15 protein-coding genes are annotated in these 21,934 nt (G+C 63.4%); 11 read left to right on the top strand and 4 right to left on the bottom strand.

Features of this window, described 5'->3' with window-relative positions; translation table 11 throughout:
• The first annotated feature begins 96 nt into the window (after positions 1-96).
• The gene (locus OKW20_RS30330) at positions 97-1,587 is read left to right on the top strand and encodes a PLP-dependent aminotransferase family protein (RefSeq protein ID WP_429178215.1); all 1,491 of its coding nucleotides are present in this window, start codon (positions 97-99) and stop codon (positions 1,585-1,587) included.
• Between the two features lie 32 nt (positions 1,588-1,619).
• Here the strand turns inward: OKW20_RS30330 and OKW20_RS30325 are convergent, their stop codons facing one another.
• Genes OKW20_RS30325 through OKW20_RS30315 form a run of 3 tightly spaced genes read right to left on the bottom strand, consistent with a single transcriptional unit; the run spans position 1,620 to position 4,682 of the window.
• Positions 1,620-2,621, bottom strand: a complete 1,002-nt coding sequence (locus tag OKW20_RS30325; RefSeq protein ID WP_429178213.1) for an ABC transporter substrate-binding protein — start codon at positions 2,619-2,621, stop codon at positions 1,620-1,622.
• Entirely contained in the window at positions 2,618-4,000 is a 1,383-nt protein-coding gene (locus OKW20_RS30320; protein ID WP_429178211.1) for a sensor histidine kinase N-terminal domain-containing protein, read from the bottom strand. Before OKW20_RS30320 ends, OKW20_RS30325 begins: the two co-directional genes overlap by 4 nt.
• Entirely contained in the window at positions 3,990-4,682 is a 693-nt protein-coding gene (locus OKW20_RS30315) for a response regulator transcription factor (protein ID WP_429178209.1), read from the bottom strand. The genes OKW20_RS30320 and OKW20_RS30315 overlap by 11 nt, the downstream gene beginning before the upstream one ends.
• A 111-nt stretch (positions 4,683-4,793) precedes the next feature.
• Between OKW20_RS30315 and phnD the strand changes: the two genes are divergently transcribed.
• The 9 genes from phnD to OKW20_RS30270 all read left to right on the top strand — a co-directional run bounded on the left by phnD (position 4,794) and on the right by OKW20_RS30270 (position 16,962).
• On the top strand, positions 4,794-5,756 hold the full coding sequence (phnD, locus tag OKW20_RS30310) for a phosphate/phosphite/phosphonate ABC transporter substrate-binding protein (RefSeq protein WP_429178207.1): 963 nt from the start codon (positions 4,794-4,796) through the stop codon (positions 5,754-5,756).
• Positions 5,757-5,889: 133 nt separating this feature from the next.
• The gene (locus tag OKW20_RS30305; RefSeq protein WP_429178205.1) at positions 5,890-7,686 is read left to right on the top strand and encodes an ABC transporter permease; all 1,797 of its coding nucleotides are present in this window, start codon (positions 5,890-5,892) and stop codon (positions 7,684-7,686) included.
• Positions 7,686-8,768 (top strand): ABC transporter ATP-binding protein, encoded by a 1,083-nt coding sequence (locus tag OKW20_RS30300; RefSeq protein WP_429178203.1) that lies wholly within the window; start codon positions 7,686-7,688, stop codon positions 8,766-8,768. The genes OKW20_RS30305 and OKW20_RS30300 overlap by 1 nt, the downstream gene beginning before the upstream one ends.
• Positions 8,769-8,817: 49 nt before the next feature.
• Positions 8,818-9,984 (top strand): ABC transporter substrate-binding protein, encoded by a 1,167-nt coding sequence (locus OKW20_RS30295; protein WP_429178201.1) that lies wholly within the window; start codon positions 8,818-8,820, stop codon positions 9,982-9,984.
• A 247-nt stretch (positions 9,985-10,231) separates the two neighbouring features.
• A complete protein-coding gene (locus OKW20_RS30290; protein WP_429178199.1) occupies positions 10,232-10,993 on the top strand; it encodes a GGDEF domain-containing protein in 762 nt (253 codons plus the stop codon).
• A gap of 442 nt (positions 10,994-11,435) precedes the next feature.
• The gene (locus tag OKW20_RS30285) at positions 11,436-12,797 is read left to right on the top strand and encodes a TolC family outer membrane protein (RefSeq protein ID WP_082006105.1); all 1,362 of its coding nucleotides are present in this window, start codon (positions 11,436-11,438) and stop codon (positions 12,795-12,797) included.
• 34 nt (positions 12,798-12,831) lie between these two features.
• Complete coding sequence (locus tag OKW20_RS30280; RefSeq protein WP_052201921.1) at positions 12,832-15,009, top strand: type I secretion system permease/ATPase; 2,178 nt, start codon at positions 12,832-12,834, stop codon at positions 15,007-15,009.
• A 60-nt stretch (positions 15,010-15,069) separates the two neighbouring features.
• Positions 15,070-16,350: an HlyD family type I secretion periplasmic adaptor subunit gene (locus tag OKW20_RS30275; protein WP_429178197.1), complete on the top strand. Its 1,281-nt coding sequence runs from the start codon at positions 15,070-15,072 to the stop codon at positions 16,348-16,350.
• Between the two features lie 3 nt (positions 16,351-16,353).
• A complete protein-coding gene (locus tag OKW20_RS30270) occupies positions 16,354-16,962 on the top strand; it encodes a ribbon-helix-helix domain-containing protein (protein WP_429178195.1) in 609 nt (202 codons plus the stop codon).
• A gap of 39 nt (positions 16,963-17,001) precedes the next feature.
• Here the strand turns inward: OKW20_RS30270 and OKW20_RS30265 are convergent, their stop codons facing one another.
• The gene (locus OKW20_RS30265) at positions 17,002-17,928 is read right to left on the bottom strand and encodes a transglutaminase-like cysteine peptidase (protein WP_429178193.1); all 927 of its coding nucleotides are present in this window, start codon (positions 17,926-17,928) and stop codon (positions 17,002-17,004) included.
• 494 nt (positions 17,929-18,422) lie between these two features.
• Between OKW20_RS30265 and OKW20_RS30260 the strand changes: the two genes are divergently transcribed.
• On the top strand, positions 18,423-21,934 hold a 3,512-nt coding region (locus OKW20_RS30260; RefSeq protein WP_429178191.1), incomplete at its 3' end, for a beta strand repeat-containing protein.

Below are 21,934 nucleotides of genomic sequence, written 5' to 3'. Positions count from 1 at the left end.
TCCTGAATTTTCGGGGAGGACTGGAAGGCCTCGTTGACAAATAGCCAGTCATTGGCCCGATATACCCATCCACTTTTCTCAATCTGGCCAGACCATTTGTTCAAGCATTCCCAACTCGAGTCCGTGAAGGCATGGATTGCCCAGCCCGCCCAGGCGGGCATGCCGCTTCATGGGCGTATCCAGCGGGCGATCCGGCAGCTGATCCTCGACGGTGCGCTTGGGCCGGGAAAGCCGCTTCCGGCTTCGCGGGCGCTGGCCAAATCTCTCGGCGTGTCGCGCGATACGATCGAAGCGGCCTATGGCCAGCTTCATGCCGAAGGCTTCATCGACCGGCGCGTCGGCAGCGGCAGCTTCGTGGCCGAGGTGACGGAGTTTGCGCCCGGCAGGCGCCAGTCTCCAAGACGCACGCAGTCGCTCAACCAGGCGCCGGCCCTGAGCAGGCGCGGCAATGCCATGTTTGGCAGCGGCGGCGTCAGCGAGCAGCTGTTGCCGCGCCCCTTCGCCCATGGCGTGCCGGAGACGCGCAGTTTTCCGCTCGCGCTCTGGGAGCGCCTCGGACGGCAGGTCCTGCGCGAAACCGGCAGACGGGCGCTGCTTCACGGCGACCCGCAAGGGATCGAAGAGCTGCGCCGTGCCATTGCCGACTATGTGAACCTTGAGCGCGGCGCCCGTGCCACGGCCGAACGGGTGCTGATCCTCACCAGCTCGCAGCAGGCGCTGACCTTGTGCGCCAACATGCTGCTCGATCCCGGCGACCGTATCTTCATCGAGGATCCGGCCTACTACGGCGCACGCAAGGCGTTCGATGCGGCGGGGCTCGAATGTGTGCCGATCCGCGTGGACCGCCACGGCATCGCCGTCGACCAGATCAAGGCGGAGACACGCAAGGTCAAGGCGGTGTTTCTGACGCCCTCGCACCAGTTCCCGGCCGGGGCGACGCTGGCGCTCGATCGCCGCCTGGCGCTGATCGAATGGGCCAGCCGCCATCAGGCCTGGATCATCGAAGACGATTACGACAGCGAATTCCACTACGCCGGCAAACCGACGGCCTGTCTCCAGGGCCTCGATCCGCACGACCGGACCATCTACATCGGAACTTTCACCAAATCGCTCTTTCCCGGCCTCCGGATCGGCTACGCCGTTCTGCCGCCCGAGCTGGTCAAGCCGATGACCGTGGCGCGCACGCTGCTTGACGGACACTCCGCGCCGATGGCGCAGCTGACGCTTGCCCGGTTCATGGAAGGTGGGCATTTCGGCGCCCATGTGCGCAGCATGCGCGGAATCTACGCCGACCGGCTCGACCTTATGGCGACGCTCGTCGGAAAACATCTGCCACAGTTCCTTGAAGCACGGGTGCCCGATGGCGGCCTGCAGATGCCGTGCGCACTGACGGGCGCGATCTCGGAGGCCGTGGCCGTCGATGCCGCGCGACGTGTGGGGATCGAGATCATGGGACTGTCGGCGCTTTACGCCGGCGGCAAGCCCGAGCCCGGGTTTCTCATGGGGTTTGCTGCCTATACGCCAGGCGAGATCGAGGGGGCGGTCCGCAAGCTGGCTATTGCCTTCCAGGCTGCAGCGCAGTCATAGGGCGTGCGAGCATCGCTCCAACGTCTCGCTATTCAGTCCTGGATGACGAGCTGGAACCATGTGTCGAGGAATCGGCTGCGCTTGACGGCGTCGAGATAGACGAGCAGCTCCGGTCCCAGTTCGATGAATTGCACGTTCTTCATCGTGTCGAGGTCGCGCGACCGGGTCAGGCCGACCTGTTCGAGCGCGCGGTCGGCGCGATCGGAAAGCAGGAAATCGACCACATCGCCGGCGGTCGAGCGATTGCGCGCCTTCTCCGGGATCAATGCCGTCCAGGGCAGCGCCAGCACGTAGTCTTCAGGGATGACCATCTCGATCGATGCGGTCTTGCGCATCCATTTGCGCACGGCGGACAGGGGCACGTTGTAGCCAATGTCGATGCGGCCTTCCGCCATCGCCTGCAACAGTTCCTCGTTGCTGTCGAATATGCGGGCCTGCGATGCACCGACAGCGCGGGATATGCGCCAGAAGAGCGGCGATCGAAGCGCCTCCTGCGAGGCGAAGGCATAGCTGACATCGTCGATGCCGATGTTGACCAGCCCGACCCGGCGCAGCAGGCGCGCGCGGTTCTGCTCCAGCGTACGCGCGAGCTCGGTTCGGGTGCGCGGGACGTCGGACGGTGCCAGCGCGCCCTTGCGCACGACAAAGACCGCCGGGTCGTAGCCGATGCTGAAGACTTCGCTCCGCCAGTGGGCCTGCTGTTGCGGCCGGTGCTTGACCGCCGAAGCGCCATGCCGCGAGACACTGCCTTCGTTGGCGAGGTAAACGGCAAGATCCGGCGTCGGCAGCACGAGCACGTCGATCGGGTCGGCGTCGTCGACGCCCGCCAGCAGCCGTGAAATGATCTGGCTCGGCCGCGCCTGCCTGTACTGGCCCTTCGTGTGCGGCATGTCGGCCCGAAGGGCGTCGAGCAGCGGCTGCATCGTCGGCTGTGCATCGACCCCGACGATGGTCAGCCGTTCCGGGGCGGCCCGCGCCGGCGGCGATGCGGCAAAGAGTGCGACAAGAAGCATGAACGTGAAGCGAACGATCATGCCGGAGTTCCCTCCTTGGGCAGGCAAACCGCAACCGACAACCCGCCTCCATCCCGATCGTCGAGGCTGATGCTGCCGCCCATGGCTTCCGCGACGGTTCTGGCAATGGCAAGCCCAAGGCCCGAGCCCGGTTTGCTGCTGTCGGCCCGGGAAAAGCGTTCGAACATTTGCTTGCGCATCTCCATGGGAATCCCGGGCCCCCGATCGGAAACAACGAAACGGACCAGGCGATCCGCCTCCGTCACGGTGACCTCGATAGATCCCGGCGCGTGTACCAGCGCGTTTTCGATGATGTTGCGTATCATCTCGCGCAGACTGACGGCCTCTGCCTCGATCTCGACGGCGTTGCTGGGCAGGTTAAGCGTGAGCATGTCGTCGAGGGCGGGATAGGAACCTTCGGCCTGCAGGCGACGGATGGCCTCCCGCACAACGAGGCGTATGTCGAGGGTCTCGCGCAGACGCGATTCAATGCCGTGCAGCGTGCTTGCATCCGACAGAAGCTGGTTTGCGAGAACGCTGGCATTGACCGAGTTGGCGTGGATGCGCCCGAGAATGTCACGCAATCTGCCCGACGGCGCTTCGTCGATCGAAAGTTCTGCAAGGGCGCGCAAGGCAGTCAGCGGCGTGCGCAACTGATGGGCGGCGTCGGCCGTCACGCTCTTCAGGCCGACGAGCACGGAATCAAGCCGGCCCATGAAGTCGTTCAGCGCCGAGATCAGCGCGCTCACCTCCCTTGGCACCGGGCCGGAGACCGGGCTCAGATCAGACGAGGCTCGGTGGCGCAAATCGGCCTCGACCGTTCTCAGCGGTGCGAAAGCCTGGCGGACCGCCAGCCAGATCAGCAGGAATGCCAGCACGGATACGGCGATTGCGGGAAGGGCCGCATTGAAGGTCAGGTGCAGCCCGAGCTGATCGCGCGCCTCGCGGGTCTCGCCGACGAGAACGTCGACCCAGCCGCCGCCGGCTGCGTCGGTGCTGTAGCGGGCGACGGCGGCGATGCGGATCCGCTCGCCCCTGTAGGTGCTGTCGGCCAGCCGCAACTGCGGTCCCGTCCCGTGCGGGATCTCCAGACCGAGGATCGGCGAGCCGGTGATGATCGTGCCGTCGGGGGCGGCCACCCGATAGAAGATGCGATTGAGCCGGGATGTGCCGAGGATGGCGAAGGCGGAATGCGGCAGGTCGACGCTTGCGGTGCCGTCCTCGATCGAGACCGTGTCGGCAATCGAAAGTGCGGCCGCGCCGAGCACGCGGTCGAAGGCTTCTTCGGCTGCGTTGTGTGCATTCCAGCGCACCATCCAGAACAGGAAAAGCCCGATGATGATGAGCAGGGCAGCGCCGCTGAACAGGATGCGGCGCTCGATCGAATAGTCAGACCGCACCGCTTGCGCCGCCCCCGGTGCGCTGGCGCAGCATGTAGCCCACGCCGCGATGCGTGACGATCTCGATGTCGCAGTCCTCGAGCTTCCGGCGCACCCGGGAAACCAGCAACTCGACGGCATTCGGCGTGCCCGTGTCCTCATAGCCGAAGAGCTTTACGACCAGCTGCTCCTTGTTGACCGTCGTGCCGGCGCGGGTCGCCAAGGCCTCCAGCACGTCGAATTCGCGGCGGCCGAGGTCGAGCGGGCGGCCTTCGAGCATCACCGCGCGGGCCGAAAGGTCGATGGAGATCGAGCCCAAGCGCAGAACCGATTGCGCCGCTCCCAGGTGCCGGCGGGAGACGGCCCGGATGCGCGCGACGAGCTCGTGTAGGTCGAAGGGTTTGACCAGATAGTCGTCAGCGCCTAATTCGAGCAGGTCGACCTTGTCGGCCACCTGGTTGCGGGCGGTGATGACGATGACGGGACGCGTCAACCCACCCTGGCGCATGGCACTCAGGATGGCGAAGCCGTCCCGCTTCGGCAGGTTGATGTCGAGGATCACCAGATCGTGCGAGGCGTTGAGGGCGAGCCGCTCTCCTTCCGCGCCGTCGAACGCGGTCGTGACCTCGTAGCCTTCCTTTTCCAGGCGCATGGAAATGGCAAAGGCGATGTCGGGGGTGTCTTCGATCAGGAGAATGCGCATCGCGTTTCCAGGTGACAGGATTGTGACAGTGATACTCCCATACACAGATCAAAAGCAGATGAGAACTATGAAGCTTTCGCCGGGAGAGCGGAGCTTCGGGGAGGGGTAGACATGAACGCGCACAGGCTGTTTTTGGCCGGCCTCGCATTGGCGTGCGTGCTGCTGTTGCCCGTGTCGACAACGGCGAAAGCCGGTTGCGGGACAAGCCCCGATCTCGACGAGCGCTACTGCGACGCCGACAAGGACTTCGTTGCCGATGCGCCGACAGACCCTTCGAAATGGCGGGATCCGCAGACGCTCGTCTGGGCCTATGCTCCGATCGAGGAGCCGGCCATCTATGCCAGCCTGTTCAAGGATTTCACCACCCATCTCGGCGCCTGTCTCGGCCGCCAGATCGTCTATTACCCGGTGCAGTCGAGCAAGGCGGAGATCGAAGCCATGCGCTCCGGGCGGTTGCACTTCGCCGGCTTTTCGACCGGACCGACGGTCGAGGCGGTCAACCGCGCCGGCGCCGTTCCCTTTGCCGCGAAAGGCATCGGAAAGGTAGTGCGCGGCTACAATCTGATTGCCATCGTTCGCGCGGACTCCCCGTTCAAGACGCTCTCTGATCTCAAGGGGCGGCGCGTGGCGCACGCGTCCGCGTTCTCGAACTCAGGGCATCTGGCGCCGCGCGCGCTTTTCCCGGGCGAAGGCCTGAGCCCGGGGGAGGACTATGCGCCGATCATGTCCGGCGGTCATGACAAGTCCATTCTCGGCGTGATCTCGGGTGACTACGACATGGCGGCCGTCGCGTCCGACGTGTTGGAACGTTTGATTGAGCGGCGGATGGTCAAGCGCGAAGACCTCCGCGTCATCTTCACCAGCGGCATCTTTCCGACGTCGTCCTTTGCCTATGCGCATGATCTCGCCCCGCCGCTGGTCGCGGCGATGAAGCGGTGTTTCTTCGACTTTGAGTTCACCGCGGAAATGAAGAGCGAGTTTCACGGCGACGAGCGCTTCCTGCCGATCCGCTACGATCGGGATTGGGCAAGCGTGCGCGAGGTCATCGACAAGGCCGGCGCTTCCACTTTCTGACCTCATCCAACAGCCCGACGGGAGACCGATGCGCCGCGTGCGCAGGCCCTGTCGCGCGCCTACCACAAACGTCACCGCAGGCCGGGCCAACCCGCCCGAGGCTGCTGTGCGGCTTCCAACCCACGGGATTGCTATGCGAAACTTTGGCAAAGCCATTTACAACTACAGGGTCCACAACCAGGACCCCACCACGATGGTGGGCGTCGGTCTGGTCGTGCTGTTCGCCTATCTGATTGCCGCGCCCATCCTGCTTCTGCTTTCGGATGCGTTCTTCGTGCAGTTCGCCGACCAGGCCCGCTCCGGGCAATCGATGGGCGAGCTGACGCTTTACTATTTCAACCGCGTCTTCCTGTCGAAGATCGCCACCGACGTCTTCTGGCAGCCGCTTTTCCACACCGGGACCATAGCCCTCGGTGCGATCGCGGTCGCGCTGGTGGTCGGCATCCCGATGGCCTGGCTGATCAGCCGAACCGACATGCCCGGCAAGAAGTGGTTCGCCACCGTTCTGATCATCCCCTACATGCTGCCGTCCTGGACCTTTGCTCTTGCGTGGCAGACGCTCTTCAAGAACCGGACCACCGGTGGACAGCCGAGCTGGATGGAAGCGCTCGGCTTCGCCCCGCCGGACTGGCTCGCCTACGGCGCCTTGCCGATCACGCTGATCCTGGCCCTGCACTATACGCCCTTCGTCATCCTGCTGTTCGGCAATGCGTTGCGGCAGTTCGATTCCACACTTGAGGATTCCGCCCGTGTCATCGGCGCCGGCAACGGCGTGATCGCCCGCAAGATCATCCTGCCGCTGATGCTGCCGTCGCTGGTTTCGGCCTGCACGCTGATCTTCGCCAAATGTCTCGGTGACTTCGGCGTCGCCTATATCCTCGGCGTTCCCGTCGGCTACGACGTACTGGCGACCTCGCTGTTTCGCGCCATCTCCACCAGCCAGACCGGCATGGGCGCGATCCTCGCGTTGACCATCGTCGTGCTCGGCACCATCTCGATCACGCTCGACATGTACCTGCTGAAGGAAGCACGCCGTTTCGTGGTCATCGGCTCGAAGGGGTCGATGAGCCGCACGACGTCGCTGCGGGGTTACCGGTTGCCCGCAGCGGGGCTCGCCACGCTGGTCTTCCTGGTCAGCGCCGTCGTCCCGTTGCTGGCGCTCGCCATGACCACGGTGATGAAGGTGCCCGGCGTCTTTGCGCTCGACAACTTCACGCTCGCCTATTGGATCGGCTCCGATCTCGGCACCACGGCGCTCAAGCAGGGCATCCTCCTGACGCCGGAATTCTGGCAGGCGACGTGGAATACGCTCTGGATCGTCGGGTCGGCTGCTGCCGGCGCAGGCTTCCTCGGGCTCCTCGTCGGCTATGCCGTTACCCGCACGTCCTCGACGATGATTGCCACGTTCCTGCGGCAAGTGACGTTCCTGCCGTATCTGGTGCCGGGAATAGCCTTTGCCGCCGCGTATCTCTCGATGTTCGCGGTTCAGCGCGGACCCGTTCCCGCACTCTACGGTACGCCGATCATTCTGGTGCTGGCGATCCTTGCCGACCAGATGCCCTTTGCCTCGCGGGCCGGCATCTCGGCGATGATGCAGCTCGGGCGTGATCCGGAAGAGGCGGCCCGGATTGCCGGTGCCGGCTGGTTCCGGCGGCTGGCATCGGTCGTCGTGCCGATCCAGAAGGGCGCGCTCGTCACCGGGATCCTGCTGCCCTTCATTTCCGGCATCAAGGGACTGAGCCTCGTCGTCGTGCTCGCCGTCCCCGGGACCGACGTGCTGACGACCTATGCGCTCAGGTTGGTCGACTACGGCTACGGCCAGGCGGCCAACGCCGTGGTGCTGATGATCTGCATCATCGCCTTCGGCGGCACGCTGATCGTCCAGAAACTCACAAAAAGCAAATTGTCCGACGGTTTGGGAGGCAAGTAATGTCAAGCATCAGCATCCGCGATGTCAGAAAGAGCTACGGCAACACGGCGCAGGCGGCTGTCGAGCGGTTGAGCATCGAGATTCCGAAATCCGATTTCCTCTGCCTCCTCGGCCCGTCCGGCTGCGGCAAGACGACGACGCTGCGCATGATCGCCGGCCTCGAGCATCCGACGGCCGGCCAGATTCACCTGGGTGACCGCACCATCGTGTCGGTTGAAGACGGCATCTACGTGCCGGCGGAAAAACGCGGCCTCGGCCTGGTCTTCCAGAACTATGCGCTCTGGCCGCACATGACGGTGGAACAGAACATCGATTTCGGGCTGAAGCTGCGCAAAGTCGCCAAGCCCGAGCGCGACGCGATCATCGCCGAGGTCCTCGAAAAGCTCGCGATCGACCGCTACCGCACGCGCCTGCCGTCGCAGCTCTCCGGCGGCCAGCAGCAACGCGTGGCACTCGCCCGCATGCTGGCGCTCAAGCCCGACATCATCCTGCTCGACGAACCGCTGTCGAACCTCGACGCCAAGCTGCGCCTGGAAATGCGGGCGGAGCTCAAGCGGATCCATCAGGAGCTCGGTTCCACCATCGTCTTCGTGACCCACGACCAGTGGGAGGCGATGACGCTCGCGACCACCATCGCCGTCATGAGCGAGGGCGAGCTGCAGCAGCTCGGCACGCCCGACGACATCTATGAGCGTCCGGCCAACCGCTTCGTCGCCGAATTCGTCGGCAACCTGCCGATCAACATCATCGAGCTTGGCAGCGAGCGATCCGGCGCCCTGGTCGCCTGGATGCGGGGCCAACTGGCTTCAAGGACATTGCCGCAGCCGGCGGGCTCCGTCGGCATCCGCCCGGAATCCGTGCGCCTGGCGCGCACCAAGGTGGAAGGCGCAAAGGAGGCGAGGGTCGTCGAAGTGGTGCCAACCGGCGGAAGCTGGATCGTCGAGCTTTCGGTCGACGGCGAACAGTTCTTCGCGATCGCCGGCGAGCTGCCGGCGGCTGCCCGCGGCGACACCGTGTTCTTCCACGCCGAACCCCATCACCTGCACATCTTCGATACCGAGGGCCGGCGCATCGCCGCCTGAGACGAAGCAATCCCGTACCGACAGAGCAATTGACCGTAAGGAGGATAAAATGCTGTCAATACAAGAAGGTAGACTGCCAAAGTCCGTTCGCCGCGCCATTCTGGCCGGCGTGTCGCTGGTGGCGCTCGCCGCACCCGCGGCAGCGCAGGACGCAGCCGAGCTCGGTATTTCCGATGCCGACTATACGCTGGAAGCGCTGATCGAGGCGGCCAAGAAGGAAGGACCGATCACCGTCGTCGATGCGACCGGCAAGATCGTTTCCATGGCCGAGAACTTCACGGCGAAGTACGGCATTCAGGCGACCGGCGTGAAGCTCAGCGGCCAGGACCAGCAGCAGGTCATCCTGCGTGAAGCGGTTGCAGGCAGCGTTCGCTCCGACGTCTTCAACATGAGCAATCTTCCCTCGGTCACCACGGAAATCATTGCACAGGGCGCCGGCGTCAGCTGGATGCCACCGGACCTGAAGGAGGTCGTGCCGGTCCAGTACCAGACGCCCGCGATCACCAGCCTCAACCCCTGGGTCTGGGCCTACAACACGGACGTGCATGGCGACAAATGCCCGATCGACAACGTCTGGGCGCTGACGACGGAGGACTGGAAGGGCCGCGTCGCCATTCCCGATCCGCTGCTGCGTAACGAGACAATGTTCTGGTTCAACCAGATCGAAACCCATGACGACGAGGCGATGCGCAAGGCCTACGAGGCCTTCTTCGGCAAGCCGCTCGAAACGGAAGAGGCAAGCGCAACGGCCGAATGGGTCAAGCGTCTGGCCAAGAACAAGCCGAGCGTGACGCGCAGCGATACCGATGTCGGCCCGATCATCGGTGCGGCCGGACAGGAAAAGCCGTTCATGGGCTTCCTGAGCTCCGCCATCTTCCGTGACGCGAAGAAGAATGGCTACGGCATGGGCATCTGCGCCGGCCTGAAGCCCTGGGTCGGTCAGCTGACCCCGCGCGTGGCCGTCATCGCCTCGGGCTCGAAGCATCCGAACGCGGCCAAGCTCTTCGTTCACTTCATGATGACCGAAGAGGGCATGGCGCCGCAGCTCGCCGACGGCAAGATCTCCTCCAACCAGGAAGCGAAAATTCCGAAGGAAGAAGCCTCCGGCGTCATCGACGTCGTGCATGAACTGCACGTCCCGCATTCCGAGACCTCGGAGGCCGATTTCGCCAAGCTGCAGGATTGGCAGGACTTCTGGATCGTCAATTCGCGATAAGCAAATCAACGTCGCGCCGCGCTGGGGACTATTTTCCGTCCCCGGCGCGGTGTTGTATGCGGGGTGAGGTGCCTCGCCTCAGACGGCCGGAGCGCGCCCCATCGGGCACAGCGGCGGAAAAACGATTCCCATTTTGATGCATTTTTGCGGAGAACCGGCGCACTGCATAAAGTTGTAGGTACCATCGAAATGGAAAATCCATAAACTCACGCTAGACCGATCGTCATTCGTGAATCGGGAGCGAGGCATGCAGAGAGACGTGCAGTTCAACGGGCAGAAAGATTGGCGGATCGCGCGATATGCCGTCGGTGGCATTGTTGGATTTGCCGTGCTTGCCCAGCTCCTGGTCTATCTCAGCCTGGTCGCCCTGGTCGACCAGCCCTATGCGGCCGCCGTGGTCGGTGCCGCGCTGATCTCCCTTTTGATGGGCGTGCCGCTGATCGTTGTGGCAGCGACACAGTTTCGGCGGGCGCAACGCCTGCGCAACCAGATCAATCACGTCGTCGCCCATGACGCCACGACAGGCTGCGTGACCGGTCGCGGGCTCGTTCAGCAGGTCAATGGCCTCGAACGCCGCCGCCAGCATGCCGGCGAGGAACTGCATGGCGCGCTCATCCATTTGCGCATCAACAATCTCGATGACGTCGGAAACGCTTTCGGTCCGGCCTGGAGCGAAGAACTGCTGCAATTCGTCGCCTCGACGATCAGCACGTCCGTGCGTCGCGACGATATCGTCGCCCGAACCGGTCCCGCCAGTTTCGACGTGCTGCTCGTGGGCGCAACGGAGACCGATGCGGAACATGTCTCCAACCGCCTGACGAAGGCGCTGTCGTCCGCCCATTTCTCTGCCGATGGCAGCAAGGTCGACCTCGAACTCAGCGTTGGCGGTGCCTTGTTCGATGGCAGCGTCGATCTGGAACGCCTGCGCCGGGCTGCAGCCTCCGAGACGGTGATGGTCGCCGGCGAGGGGACCCAGCGTGTTGACTTCGTACGCTTGCCATCGGCCTGAAGGACAGGTCGTGACGTTGCTTGCGTCGGGATGATAGGCAACGATCGCTCGCGGCGGCTGAGGTTAGGTCTTTTGGTCGCGTTAGGGTTGTGGTACACTTGACCCCATTGTTGCAACGGGGTTTCTGTGATCAGCGGTGCGGTCGCGAGGCCTATTTCATTTCAATAGGTTACTGAAATCTTTCGGCGCAACACCGTTGTTCCATTTTTGCAACATAGCCGTGCGAAAGCTTGAGGCTTTTCGGGACCACCCCAAAATTGGTCCCCGCTTTATATTACCTCTGTATTATCTGTCGATAAATAAGGCAGTTGCGGCGTAGGCTTGGATTAACCAGCATGGCGTACTGAGGGGGATAGACTTGAAGGTGGGGAAATTTATTGGGGGCGGGCTGCTTTCCATTCTGCTCGCGTCGACGGTATTTGCGGGTGGTGCTGCGGAAGCGATGACGCTGAGGGAAGCGCTTCAGATCGCGATGGAATCGAATCCGGAAATCGGTCAGTCGATCGAGAACCGTGAGGCGATCGAATTCGAACTGCGGCAGGCACGTGGCCTCTATCTGCCAAGTGTCGACGTCGAAGCCTCGACTGGCGTGCGCCATCTCGAAGACAGCAGCCGTCGCCTTGGTTCGATCGAGAACGATCCGCTCTATCCTTCCGACGTTGGACTGACCATCACGCAGAAGCTCTTCGATGGCGGTGGCCGTCGCGCTGAACTCGAGCGTCAGGCAGCGCGCGTCGACAGCGCCTCCTTCCGCGTGCTGGAGCGCTCCGAGACGATCGGTTTGCAGATCGTGCGCGAGTATTTCGAATATATTCTCCAGCAGCAGATCGTTGCCGAAGCGCGCAAGAACGTCGGTGTGCACCAGTCAATCCTGTCGGATATCAGCTCGCTGATTTCGGGCGGCGCCCTCACCGACGCGGACCGCCAGCAGGCAAGCGAACGGTTGCTTGCGGCCAAGGCGCGCCTGCAGGAGGCGGAAGAAGCCTTCGATACGGTCAAGATCAGCTTCAACCGCCTGGTCGGACAGCCGCTCACCAATCCATCCATGCCGAAGTCGGTCGCCGGCGCGCTGCCGAAGACGCTGGAGACAGCGATCGGGATTGCCCGCACCAACAATCCGCGGATCAAGGCCGCCGATTCCGACATCAACGTCGCGGACTCGCAGGTCAAGGCGGCGCGTTCGAACATGCTGCCTGAAGTCTTCGCCGAGGGTCGCGTACGCACGGGCAACGATATCGACGGTTCGACCGGCAATACCTGGGACGCCCAGGGCCGGATCGTCGCGAAGTGGAACCTCTATCGTGGCGGCATCGATGTCGCCAACGAGCAGGAGCAGATGCGCCGCGCAAGCGAGCAGCGCCTGGTCTTCCACCAGGCGCATCGCGAGGTCGAGGAAGCCGTGCGCATCTCATGGGAGCGCCGCGGCAGCCAGTATGACATTGCCCGCACGCTGAACCAGCAGGCGCAGATGAACGTGCAGCTCGTCGAATCCTATCGCGAGCAGCTCAAGGTCGGTCAGCGTTCGCTGCTCGACGTGCTCGGTGCGCAGAATTCGCGTTTCAACGTCAGCGTTCTCGCGAAGACCGCGCAGTATGCAGCGCTGTTTGCCGAGTACCGGCTGCTGGCGGCAACAGGCCAGCTATTGCCGACCATGAAAATCAAGGCGCCGGCGCAGGCGGAAGCCTATGCGCGCAATGAGTTCAATGTCCCGGATGCGCCGGCCACAGAAACCTATCGCCGTGTCCCGTCGCGCCAGACGAACGATCTGCCGCTCGACCTTTTGGCGCCGATCCGGCAGAAATGAATAGTCCTCGTCAGGGTGGACACAACCGGTGGTGATGCAAGGCATTGACAGGCATGTGCAGATTGGCCCGTCTCTGACCGGCTTTTCCGAGGCGTTCAAGGAGATTTGCATCTTCTTGAACCGCCCCTCGTCAGACAGCGTGCTCTATTCAGACGTGCCCTTCGACCCTCGGTTGCCGAGCGCCGAGGACGTGTCCCGTATTGCCGAGCGGGTCGGCCTGGAAACGGAGCCCGTTTCGGCGCGCGCGATCGGCAATCGGGATTTCGTCTATCCGTTGCTGCTCGTCTTTCGGGATGGCCGTGCCATGGCGCTTCTGGAAGAGGCGCCCGACGGAACTTTGAGCCTTTCCAACAGGCTGGCTGCGCCCAGCGAGATGCCGATAAGGCTGTCCGACCTCGACGTCGGCGGGCTTGCCTATGCCTTGTCCTTCTCGGCCACCTATCTCAATACCGCGTCTGGGCGTGGCGTCGGCGAGGCGCGCAACATCGATCGCCGCCACTGGCTGACCGCCACGGTCAAGCCGTTCTGGCAGGCGTATGTGCAGGTGGCCATCGCTGCGTTCTTCATCAACGTGCTGGCGCTTGCAGCCCCGCTCTTCACGATGAACGTCTACGACCGCATCCTGCCGAACAAGGCGATCGCAACGCTCTGGGTGCTGGCGCTCGGCATCAGCACCGCCATTCTCTTCGATTTCCTTTTGAAGACGGTGCGCGCGGCGCTGATCGACTATGCCGGCCGCAAGGCGGACCTGAAGCTCTCCTATATGCTGTTCGAGAAGATCCTGCACGCGACCATGGCGTCGCGGCCGCCTTCGACCGGCGAATATGCCAACCGGGCGATGCAGTACGAATTCGTTCGGGAGTTCTTCACGTCGAACACGCTCAGCACGATCATCGACAGTCTTTTCGTCTTCGTTTTCATCGCAGCCGTCTACGCGGTGGCGGGATGGATCGCCATAATCCCGGCGGTCGCCTTCATCTTCAGCCTCCTGATCGGCTATGTCGCGCAGTACAAGATCGGCAACCGTGTTGCCGCCGCGTCGAATGAATCCGCCCAGCGTCAGGCGCTTTTGGTCGAAACGATCAGCGCGATCGAGACGGTGAAGACGTTGCATTCGGAAAAGCAGCTGCTTCGCCGCTGGAACGAGCTCGCCAAGCATTCCTCCAACACGTCCGAGCAGATCAAGGAGATTTCCTCCTGGGCTTCGCATGCGACGCAGTTCGTGCAGCAGTTGGTCACGGTCTGCATCGTGGTGGCTGGCGCTTACCAATTTACCGAGGGCAAGATTTCATCCGGTGCGATTATTGCCGCAAGCATGCTTTCCGGCCGCGCCGTCGCGCCGCTCGGCCAGATCGCCATGACGCTGGCGCGGCTGCGGCAGGCCATTCTGTCGCTGCGGATCCTCAATGCCGTGATGGAGCAGCCGGAAGACCGGCCGGACACGATCGGCTTCGTCAACCGCGAGATCCGCAACGGCAGCATCACCTTTACAAATCTCGATTTCGCCTACCCGCAAACGGACCACAAGGTGGTCAGCGGCATGAACGTCACCATCAAGGCCGGCGAGCGTGTCGGCATTATCGGCCGCATCGGTTCGGGCAAGACGACGATCGGCCGACTTTTGGCGGGTCTCTATGCGCCGAGCGCCGGGCGCATCCTGCTCGACGGCGTCGATATTCGGCAGCTGCACCCTTCCGTCGTCCGTTCGGCCGTCTCGTTCGTCTCGCAGAATTCCGACCTGTTTTCCGGCACCATCAAGGAAAACCTGCTGATGGCGAACCCGACCGCCAGCGACGAAGAGGTGGTTGCGGCTGCGAGGCTGGCCGGCGTCGATGAGTTCGTCTCGCATCATCCGCGGGGCTACGACATGCCGGTCGGCGAACGCGGTTCCCAGCTGTCCGGCGGACAGCGTCAGGCGGTCGCCATCGCCAGGCTACTGTTGCGCAAGCCGAAGGTGGTGTTTCTGGACGAGCCGTCCGGTGCTATGGACCTCGCCAGCGAGCGCGAGTTGATCAACAAGCTTTCCAACGTCTTCAGCGGCGACGTCACCCTTTTGATCTCGACGCATCGCCACAGCATGCTGAGCCTTGTCGATCGGCTGCTGGTACTCGACCGGGGGCGCATCGTCGCCGACGGGCCGAAGGCTGCGGTCATCGAGCAGTTGCAGCGGCGTCCCGGTCCTGCCGGACCGGCGGAAGGAGCGGGGCTGTGATCCACTCTCCCCACGCGACGACGAAGCAATGCCGGTCCCCGCGTTTCGGAGGGCGCCGAGATGACTGAGAAACCGCCGCTGGCCGCGCGCGCCGGACTGTTGGTGATCGGGCTGTTGATCAGCTCCTTCGTCGCCTGGGCGGCGATCGCCGAGGTCGACGAGATCGCCCGCGGCGAAGGCAAGGTCATTCCCGTCTCGAAAACGCAGATCATTCAATCGAGCGAGCCCGGTATCGTGCGCGAGATCGCCGTGCAGCCCGGCCAGGTCGTGCGCCGTGGTGACCTGATCCTGCGGCTCGACGATACGGCAAGCGGCTCGTCGCTCGGCGAACTCGAAGCCAAGGCCCGCTCGCTGCGCGCACAGATCGCACGGCTGGCGCTGGAAGAGACGGGGGCCTACGACACCCAGTACAGCTGCCCGGAGGATGTCAACAAAGTTGCGCCCGCCATCTGCGCCAACGAGGAGCAACTGCTTCAGGCCAAGGCCGGCAATTTCAACAACAAGCTTTCGGTCATGCAGGCCCGCGAGGGCCAGCGTCAGAAGGAGCTGGCGGAGGCTCAGGCCAATATCACCCGCCTGAGCGAAAGCCTGCAGCTCACCGAGCGCGAGCAGGGACTGCTCGAGCCGATGGCCAAACGCAAGCTCGTGGCGCAGACGGAGCTGCTGCGGGTCGAGAAGGAGCTGACCGACACCAGGGGGCAGCTTGCGCTCTGGAAGGAATCGGTCGGCAAGCTCGAGGCGGCGCTGAAGGAAGCTTCGCTGCAGGTGACCGAACTCTCGCTGCAACTGAAACAGGAGGCCCTGGCGGAAAAAACCGAGGCGCTTTCGCAGCTTTCAGTGATCGAGGAGACCATTCGCGGCGCCACCAGCCGGGTTGCCAATACCGACATTCGCTCGCCGGTTGATGGCATCATCAATACGCTTGATGTCAACACGGTCGGCGCCTATGTGACGCCCGGAGCGGTGATCGGCGGCGTCGTGCCGACGTCGGAGACGCTGCTCGTCGAGGCGCGGCTTTCGCCACGGGACGTCGCATTCGTTCGCACCGGACAGCCGGCGCTGATCAAGATCTCGGCCTATGATTTCTCGATCTATGGGGGGCTCGGCGGAATTGTCGAGACCGTCAGCGCCGACAGTCTCGTCGACCAGAACAGCGGCGAGACCTATTATCTCGTGCGCGTCAAAACCGACATGGCCGCCCTCGTGAAGGATGGGCGCGAATATGCGATCATGCCGGGCATGATTGCCTCGGTGGACATCATGACCGGCAAGAAAACGATTCTTGCCTATCTGATGAAGCCGATCAACAAGGCCCGCGAGGAAGCGCTGCGGGAGCGCTGACCGATGAACGAGACGCCGCCTCTGGCACATGAAGAGGACATGAGCGCGCTGCGGTTCCGCGTCGTTACCGTCAGCGGTCAACGCCGCGGCATCAAGCTCGAGGAAATCTACTGGCATTGCCTGGGCGAGCTTGCCACCCGGCAAGGCTGCCGACTTGCCGATATCGTCGCGGCCTGCGAAAGAGAACTCGACGGCGAAGGCAACTTGACGGCACGTCTGCGCTATGTCGCCACCCGCCACCTTCACGATCAGCTTGAATCGGCCAGGAAACGCGGCAGCCTGGCGGCCGTCGCCAGCCAGGTGCGCGCCAGCCCGTCGCCAGCTTTCGCGCTCACGGGCAGCAAGCACATCGTCGCCTACAACGCCGCCTTTCTCGCCTTCGTCCAGACGCGCGTGCTGCGCTCGCAGCAGCCGCAGGCGGCGCGTGGGCTGAGACTTTCGTTCGATGTTCAGTTCGTCGATCTGGTCCAGCGCTTGAAAGCGGCCCCGGGTGAACCGCAGCCGGCGGGCTTCACCATCGGCGTGCAGGGGCAGGTTACGCGTGGCAAACTCAGCGCCGCACTCGCCCCGCTCGTCGACCAGGACGTGATCATCGGCTTCATTCTCGGCTGACGGCAGCGCCGTCGGGCAGGTCGAGCCTGGCGGGCACGGTCAGCGAACGGCGATGCCTTCGCCGGGCATGACGTCGGCAGGCGGTGCGGCGGCGGCGACCTGGTCGCCGGTGGTCTTGATGCCGTGGATCCACGAACGATCGGCGCTGACCGAAAACAGCGGCTGATAGCTCGGCAAGGCGCTATCGAGCTTCACCTCGTCGCTGAGGTTGTCGAGGATGAAGTGGCCCTGGCTCGTCGTGATCGCGAGAACCGCGTGATAGAGGTTGCGCCTGACGTCGCGCAGAACCACGATCGACATCGCCTCCGGCGGCAGCCCCGCCGCCTTCAGGGCAGCCATCTTCAGGATGGCATAGTCTTCGCAGTCACCCTTGCCGCGGGCAAGAATTTCGTCCGGCGTCGCCCAATAGTCCTTGGACCCGTAGTTTTCCGCGTCCGGCTGGTAGCGAACGATCCGGTTCACAGTCCGGTTGATGCCGCTGATCTTCTGGCGAAAGGCAAGACCGTTCGCGTTTTCGATCGCCTTGCCGAGGATGTCACGGGCGGCGCAACCGCTCTGTTGTGCGCAATGGCTGAAGTCCGCTGCCACGACCGCCGGGTAGACCGTCTTCCATTTGCGGGCGACCGGGATCGATGACACGCGGAACGCAACCGAGTGGAAAACGGCAGATGGCTCCGGCTGCGCGGACGACTGGGGCCGCAGATCCGGGCGGGTGGCCAGCGCCACTTGCTGCACGTTCTGACGCTTAAGGGCTTCGGAAGCCTGCTTCGACCAGTTGTCGATGGTCTGGGCCGCAACGGCAGCGAGCGGGCTTGCCAGGCTCACCATCTGGTGCAGCAGGCCGGGGCTGAGCACGGCCGGCTGGCCAGCCTGCGCGGGTGTCGTTGCGAAAAGCGACGCAAGGCCGATCGCGAAGACCGAAGTCTTCAGGTATTTCCCGCCGTGCTTCAAACGCGTCTTGTTCATCGCCGTGTCTCTCGGTTTCTTGAGAGCACTGTACGAATGAAAAGAAAAATGCCGGTAAAGCCGTATGTATTATTTAGAGTGTTTCGAAAAAATACGTTTTATCTAAAATTTTATTCAAATTTTATACTTGTGTATTATTTCGGATCAGGCCTCTTCTTTCTTGAAGAGACATGGCGGGCGTGGTGATCATTGCCGATGACATCCGCCGCCGGACACACCCGCTCAGCTCTAACGAAGGCTTGCGCTGTTGCCTGGAGATCCAGTCGTCCTCTTCGCTGAAATGAGGCGCATTTTGCGGTTGCCGCATCGCGGCGCTGGTCCGCAAGCGATGTTGGTTTCCAAGCGATGGCCAGAAATACTAAATTTGTACTAACGTCACCAATTTTGGGTATTAGCATAACATAGTATGCCGTTTTGGATCGGCGGCGTCAGCGCCAATTGCGCTCCCGGAAGGTTGATGTTTTCGTCCCCCGCAAAGGTCGAGGGGTATTTTCATGGCAACCGAAGGCACCGCAATTTCCAACGAGGCCGCCGCTCTGTCGGCAGAGGCGATCGAGTTCCGCAACGCGCCGGACGGCAAGGCTGGCCGCCTGGTTGCGCAGGCTGCTCCCGCAGGAGAGCCGGAACTCATCGACCCCGCGACAGGCGCTCCCGTGAAAGGCGTCGAAACGGCGCCTCAGGCAGCGCCCATGCCGGCGGAAGTCAGCGCCGATGCTTCGAATGTCGTGCATTTGCCTGAGGGCGCGTCGATCGAAAAGATCAAGGTCGTCGGCAGCGATATCGTTTTGGAACAGCCTGACGGTTCCACGATCACCATTCACAACGCGGCTTTGAAGGTCCCGACCTTCCTAATCGGGGACGCCGAAATCCCGCGCGAAACGCTCGTGGCGGTGCTTGGGGAAAACGGCATCAACGTCGCGGCCGGCCCGGACGGCAGCATCAGCGTCGTTTCGAACCAGAGCAGTGGCGGCGATTTCGCAGGGGCGAATGTCGATATCGGCGAGGCCGGGCCGGTCATCAACTTGCTGGCGGCGACAGCGCTGCAGTTTCCGACGCTCGAGACGACCGAGCTATTGGCGCCGACGCTTGACCCCAACGACGCGCCGTCGATCGTCCCCGACGGCAGCAGCGGCCCCGGCGGCATCTTCGTCAGCGACCGACAGGTCGATGAAGCGGGCCTTGCCAGCGGTTCGCGCGCCGGCGACGGGAGCGCGTCGGTCAAGGGCATCTTCACCATTTCCGATCCGGATGGTGCCGGCGATATCGCCAGCCTGACGATTAACGGCCGGACTTTTCCCATTGGCGGTCTCGTCGGGCAATCGGTTGCCGGCCAGTTCGGCGTGCTGACCATCACTGCCTATGATCCCGCGACAGGTGTCGCTCAGTATACCTATGAATTGACGAGCCCGGTCACCAGCTCGGGCGTCGACCCGGGCGCCAATGTCGAACAGGATCGCGATACTTTCACCCTGACGGTCACCGATGGTGACGGCGCGACCGGCACCGCCACGCTGCGCGTCGACGTCGTTGACGACATTCCCGTGATCGGCATCACGAACCCGGAGACCGCACAGGTTGCTGAGGGGCAGACGCTGAATGGCGGCTGGACGCTGACGGCAGGTGCCGACGGTGTCAGCACGGTGGACGTGACGGTCGGCAACACCACGCAGACGCTGACGTTGACCGCAGGCCAGAAGGTCGAATTCGCGCTCGCCGAGGGCACGCTGACGGTCAACGCGGATAAGACCTGGTCGTTTACGGCAGCAAGCAATCTCAACAATGCCGGCGGTCTCGACGTGACGTTCTCGCTGTCGGCCAAGGACGGCGACAACGACACGACGAGCGACAGCCAGACGATCAAGGTGATCGACGGTGCCGGTCCGTCGGTCGATCCGCCTGCCGCAGCCGCAGCGCTGACGCTCGATGAGCAGAACCTCGTGAACGGCTCGGCGCCGGTCGGTGGTGCCGAGACGAGCAGTGGCACGATCGGCTTTGTCGCGGGTTCGGATGCGATCGCGGCAATTGCGTTCGGTGACATCAGCGGGCTGACCGGTGTGCTGGTTTGGGACCGTGTTTCCGATACCCAGGTCGTCGGTCGGGCCGGTGGTACGGCTGTCGTCACGCTCGACCTGGTTCGCGCAGGCGATAGCGCGACGGTAACGGCGACTTTGAACAGCAACTACGCCAGCCATTCCGGCATCACGCCCGATGACCTTGCAAACCTCGGCCAGGTCAAGGTGATTGCGACCGATACCGACGGCGACAGGGCTGAAGGCACGGTGACCATCGCGGTCTCGGACGACATGCCTCTCGCTGTCGCGGATGCGGACAGCGTATCCGAAGACGGCGCCCTTGTGGCCGATGGCAACGTGCTGACCGGTTCGGGTGGTTCGGATGCGAACGGCACGGACGGCGCCAAGGATGTGGCGGGCGCCGACGGCGTATCGGTGACTTCCGTTTCATTTGGCGGCACGGCGGGCCTGGTCGGTGGTTCGACGGCGGGTCAGTACGGCACGTTGGTGCTCAACGCCGACGGCAGCTACACCTACACGCTCAACAACGCGACCGCCGGTGTGCAGAGCCTTGCCGCTGGCCAGATGGTGACGGATACGTTCACCTACGAGATCACCGATGGAGACGGTGACAAATCGTCGACGACGGTGACGATTACGGTCACCGGCACCAACGACGCACCACTCGTCACCTCGGGTGTGCAGAGCGGTGCTGTGACGGAGATCGCCGACAAGGCGACCGACGAAAATACCGTCACGCATATGCAGGGTGGTGCGGTTGGCTTTAGCGACGTCGACACGCTGGATGTTCATACGGCGAGCTTCAAGGCAGGTGGCAACGGCTATCTCGGGACCTTCTCACTCGATCCCGTCGATCAGGCGGGCGACAAGGTCGGCTGGAATTTCCAGGTCGCCGACAGTGTGCTCGACTCGTTGCAGGCCGGGCAAACACTGACGCAGACCTATGACGTCACCGTCGACGACGGCAAGGGCGGCACGGCGACGCAGACGGTCACGATCGTGATCACCGGCACCAACGACGCGCCGATCATCACCTCGGGTGTGCAGAGCGGTGCTGTGACGGAGATCGCCGACAAGGCGACGGGTGAGAACACGATCACGCACACGCAGGGCGGTGCGGTTGGCTTTAGCGATGTCGATACGCTCGACACGCATACGGCGAGCTTCAAGGCGAACGGCAACGGCTATCTCGGCACCTTCTCGCTCGACCCGCTGAACCAGGCAACCGATCAGGTCGGCTGGAGCTTCAAGGTCGCCGACAGCGTGCTCGACTCGCTGCAGGCCGGCCAGACCCTGACGCAGACCTATGACGTCACCGTCGACGACGGCAAGGGCGGTACGGCGACCCAGACCGTGACGATCACGATCACCGGTACCAACGACGCCCCGGTGATCACGTCCGGTTGGCAGCTCGGCGGCGTGGTGGAACGCTTTGACGGTTTTCCGGGCGAGAACAAGGTCACGCACACCCAGGACGGCACGATCGGCTTTCGCGACGTCGATACGCTCGACACGCACACGGCCAGCTTCACCGCCGGCGGTAACGGTTATCTCGGTACCTTCTCGCTCGATCCGCTGAACCAGACAACCGACAAGGTCGGCTGGAACTTCCAGGTTGCCGACAGCGTGCTCGACTCGCTGCAGGCCGGCCAGATCCTGGTGCAGACCTACGACGTCACCGTCGATGACGGCCACGGCGGCAAGGCGACGCAGACGGTCACGATCGTGATCGCCGGCACCAACGACGCCCCGGTGATCACCTCGGGTGTGCAGAGCGGTGCGGTGACGGAGATCGCCGACAAGGCGACTGGCGAGAATGCGGTGACGCACACGCAGGACGGCGCGGTGACGTTTACGGACGTCGATACGCTCGACACTCACAGCGCCAGCTTCTTGCCGCAGGGCCGTGGTTATCTCGGGACCTTCTCGCTGGATGCGGTCGATCAGACAGCTGACAAGATCGGCTGGAACTT

This window comes from Ensifer sp. LBL (assembly GCF_050435225.1).
In the GTDB taxonomy this organism is placed as follows: Bacteria; Pseudomonadota; Alphaproteobacteria; order Rhizobiales; family Rhizobiaceae; genus Ensifer.
Note: the sequence above shows the minus strand (reverse complement) of the source record. Positions and strands in the feature narration are given on the sequence as shown.

Excerpts from the sequence above, each read along its gene's own strand:
- phnD (WP_429178207.1), top strand. The coding sequence starts at position 4,794 with ATGAACGCGCACAGGCTGTTTTTGGCCGGCCTCGCATTGGCGTGCGTG.
- OKW20_RS30275 (WP_429178197.1), top strand. The coding sequence starts at position 15,070 with ATGACTGAGAAACCGCCGCTGGCCGCGCGCGCCGGACTGTTGGTGATC.
- OKW20_RS30280 (WP_052201921.1), top strand. The coding sequence starts at position 12,832 with ATGCAAGGCATTGACAGGCATGTGCAGATTGGCCCGTCTCTGACCGGC.
- OKW20_RS30285 (WP_082006105.1), top strand. The coding sequence starts at position 11,436 with ATGACGCTGAGGGAAGCGCTTCAGATCGCGATGGAATCGAATCCGGAA.
- OKW20_RS30270 (WP_429178195.1), top strand. The coding sequence starts at position 16,354 with ATGAACGAGACGCCGCCTCTGGCACATGAAGAGGACATGAGCGCGCTG.
- OKW20_RS30305 (WP_429178205.1), top strand. The coding sequence starts at position 5,890 with ATGCGAAACTTTGGCAAAGCCATTTACAACTACAGGGTCCACAACCAG.
- OKW20_RS30300 (WP_429178203.1), top strand. The coding sequence starts at position 7,686 with ATGTCAAGCATCAGCATCCGCGATGTCAGAAAGAGCTACGGCAACACG.
- OKW20_RS30290 (WP_429178199.1), top strand. The coding sequence starts at position 10,232 with ATGCAGAGAGACGTGCAGTTCAACGGGCAGAAAGATTGGCGGATCGCG.
- OKW20_RS30315 (WP_429178209.1), bottom strand. The coding sequence starts at position 4,682 with ATGCGCATTCTCCTGATCGAAGACACCCCCGACATCGCCTTTGCCATT.
- OKW20_RS30265 (WP_429178193.1), bottom strand. The coding sequence starts at position 17,928 with ATGAACAAGACGCGTTTGAAGCACGGCGGGAAATACCTGAAGACTTCG.
- OKW20_RS30295 (WP_429178201.1), top strand. The coding sequence starts at position 8,818 with ATGCTGTCAATACAAGAAGGTAGACTGCCAAAGTCCGTTCGCCGCGCC.
- OKW20_RS30325 (WP_429178213.1), bottom strand. The coding sequence starts at position 2,621 with ATGATCGTTCGCTTCACGTTCATGCTTCTTGTCGCACTCTTTGCCGCA.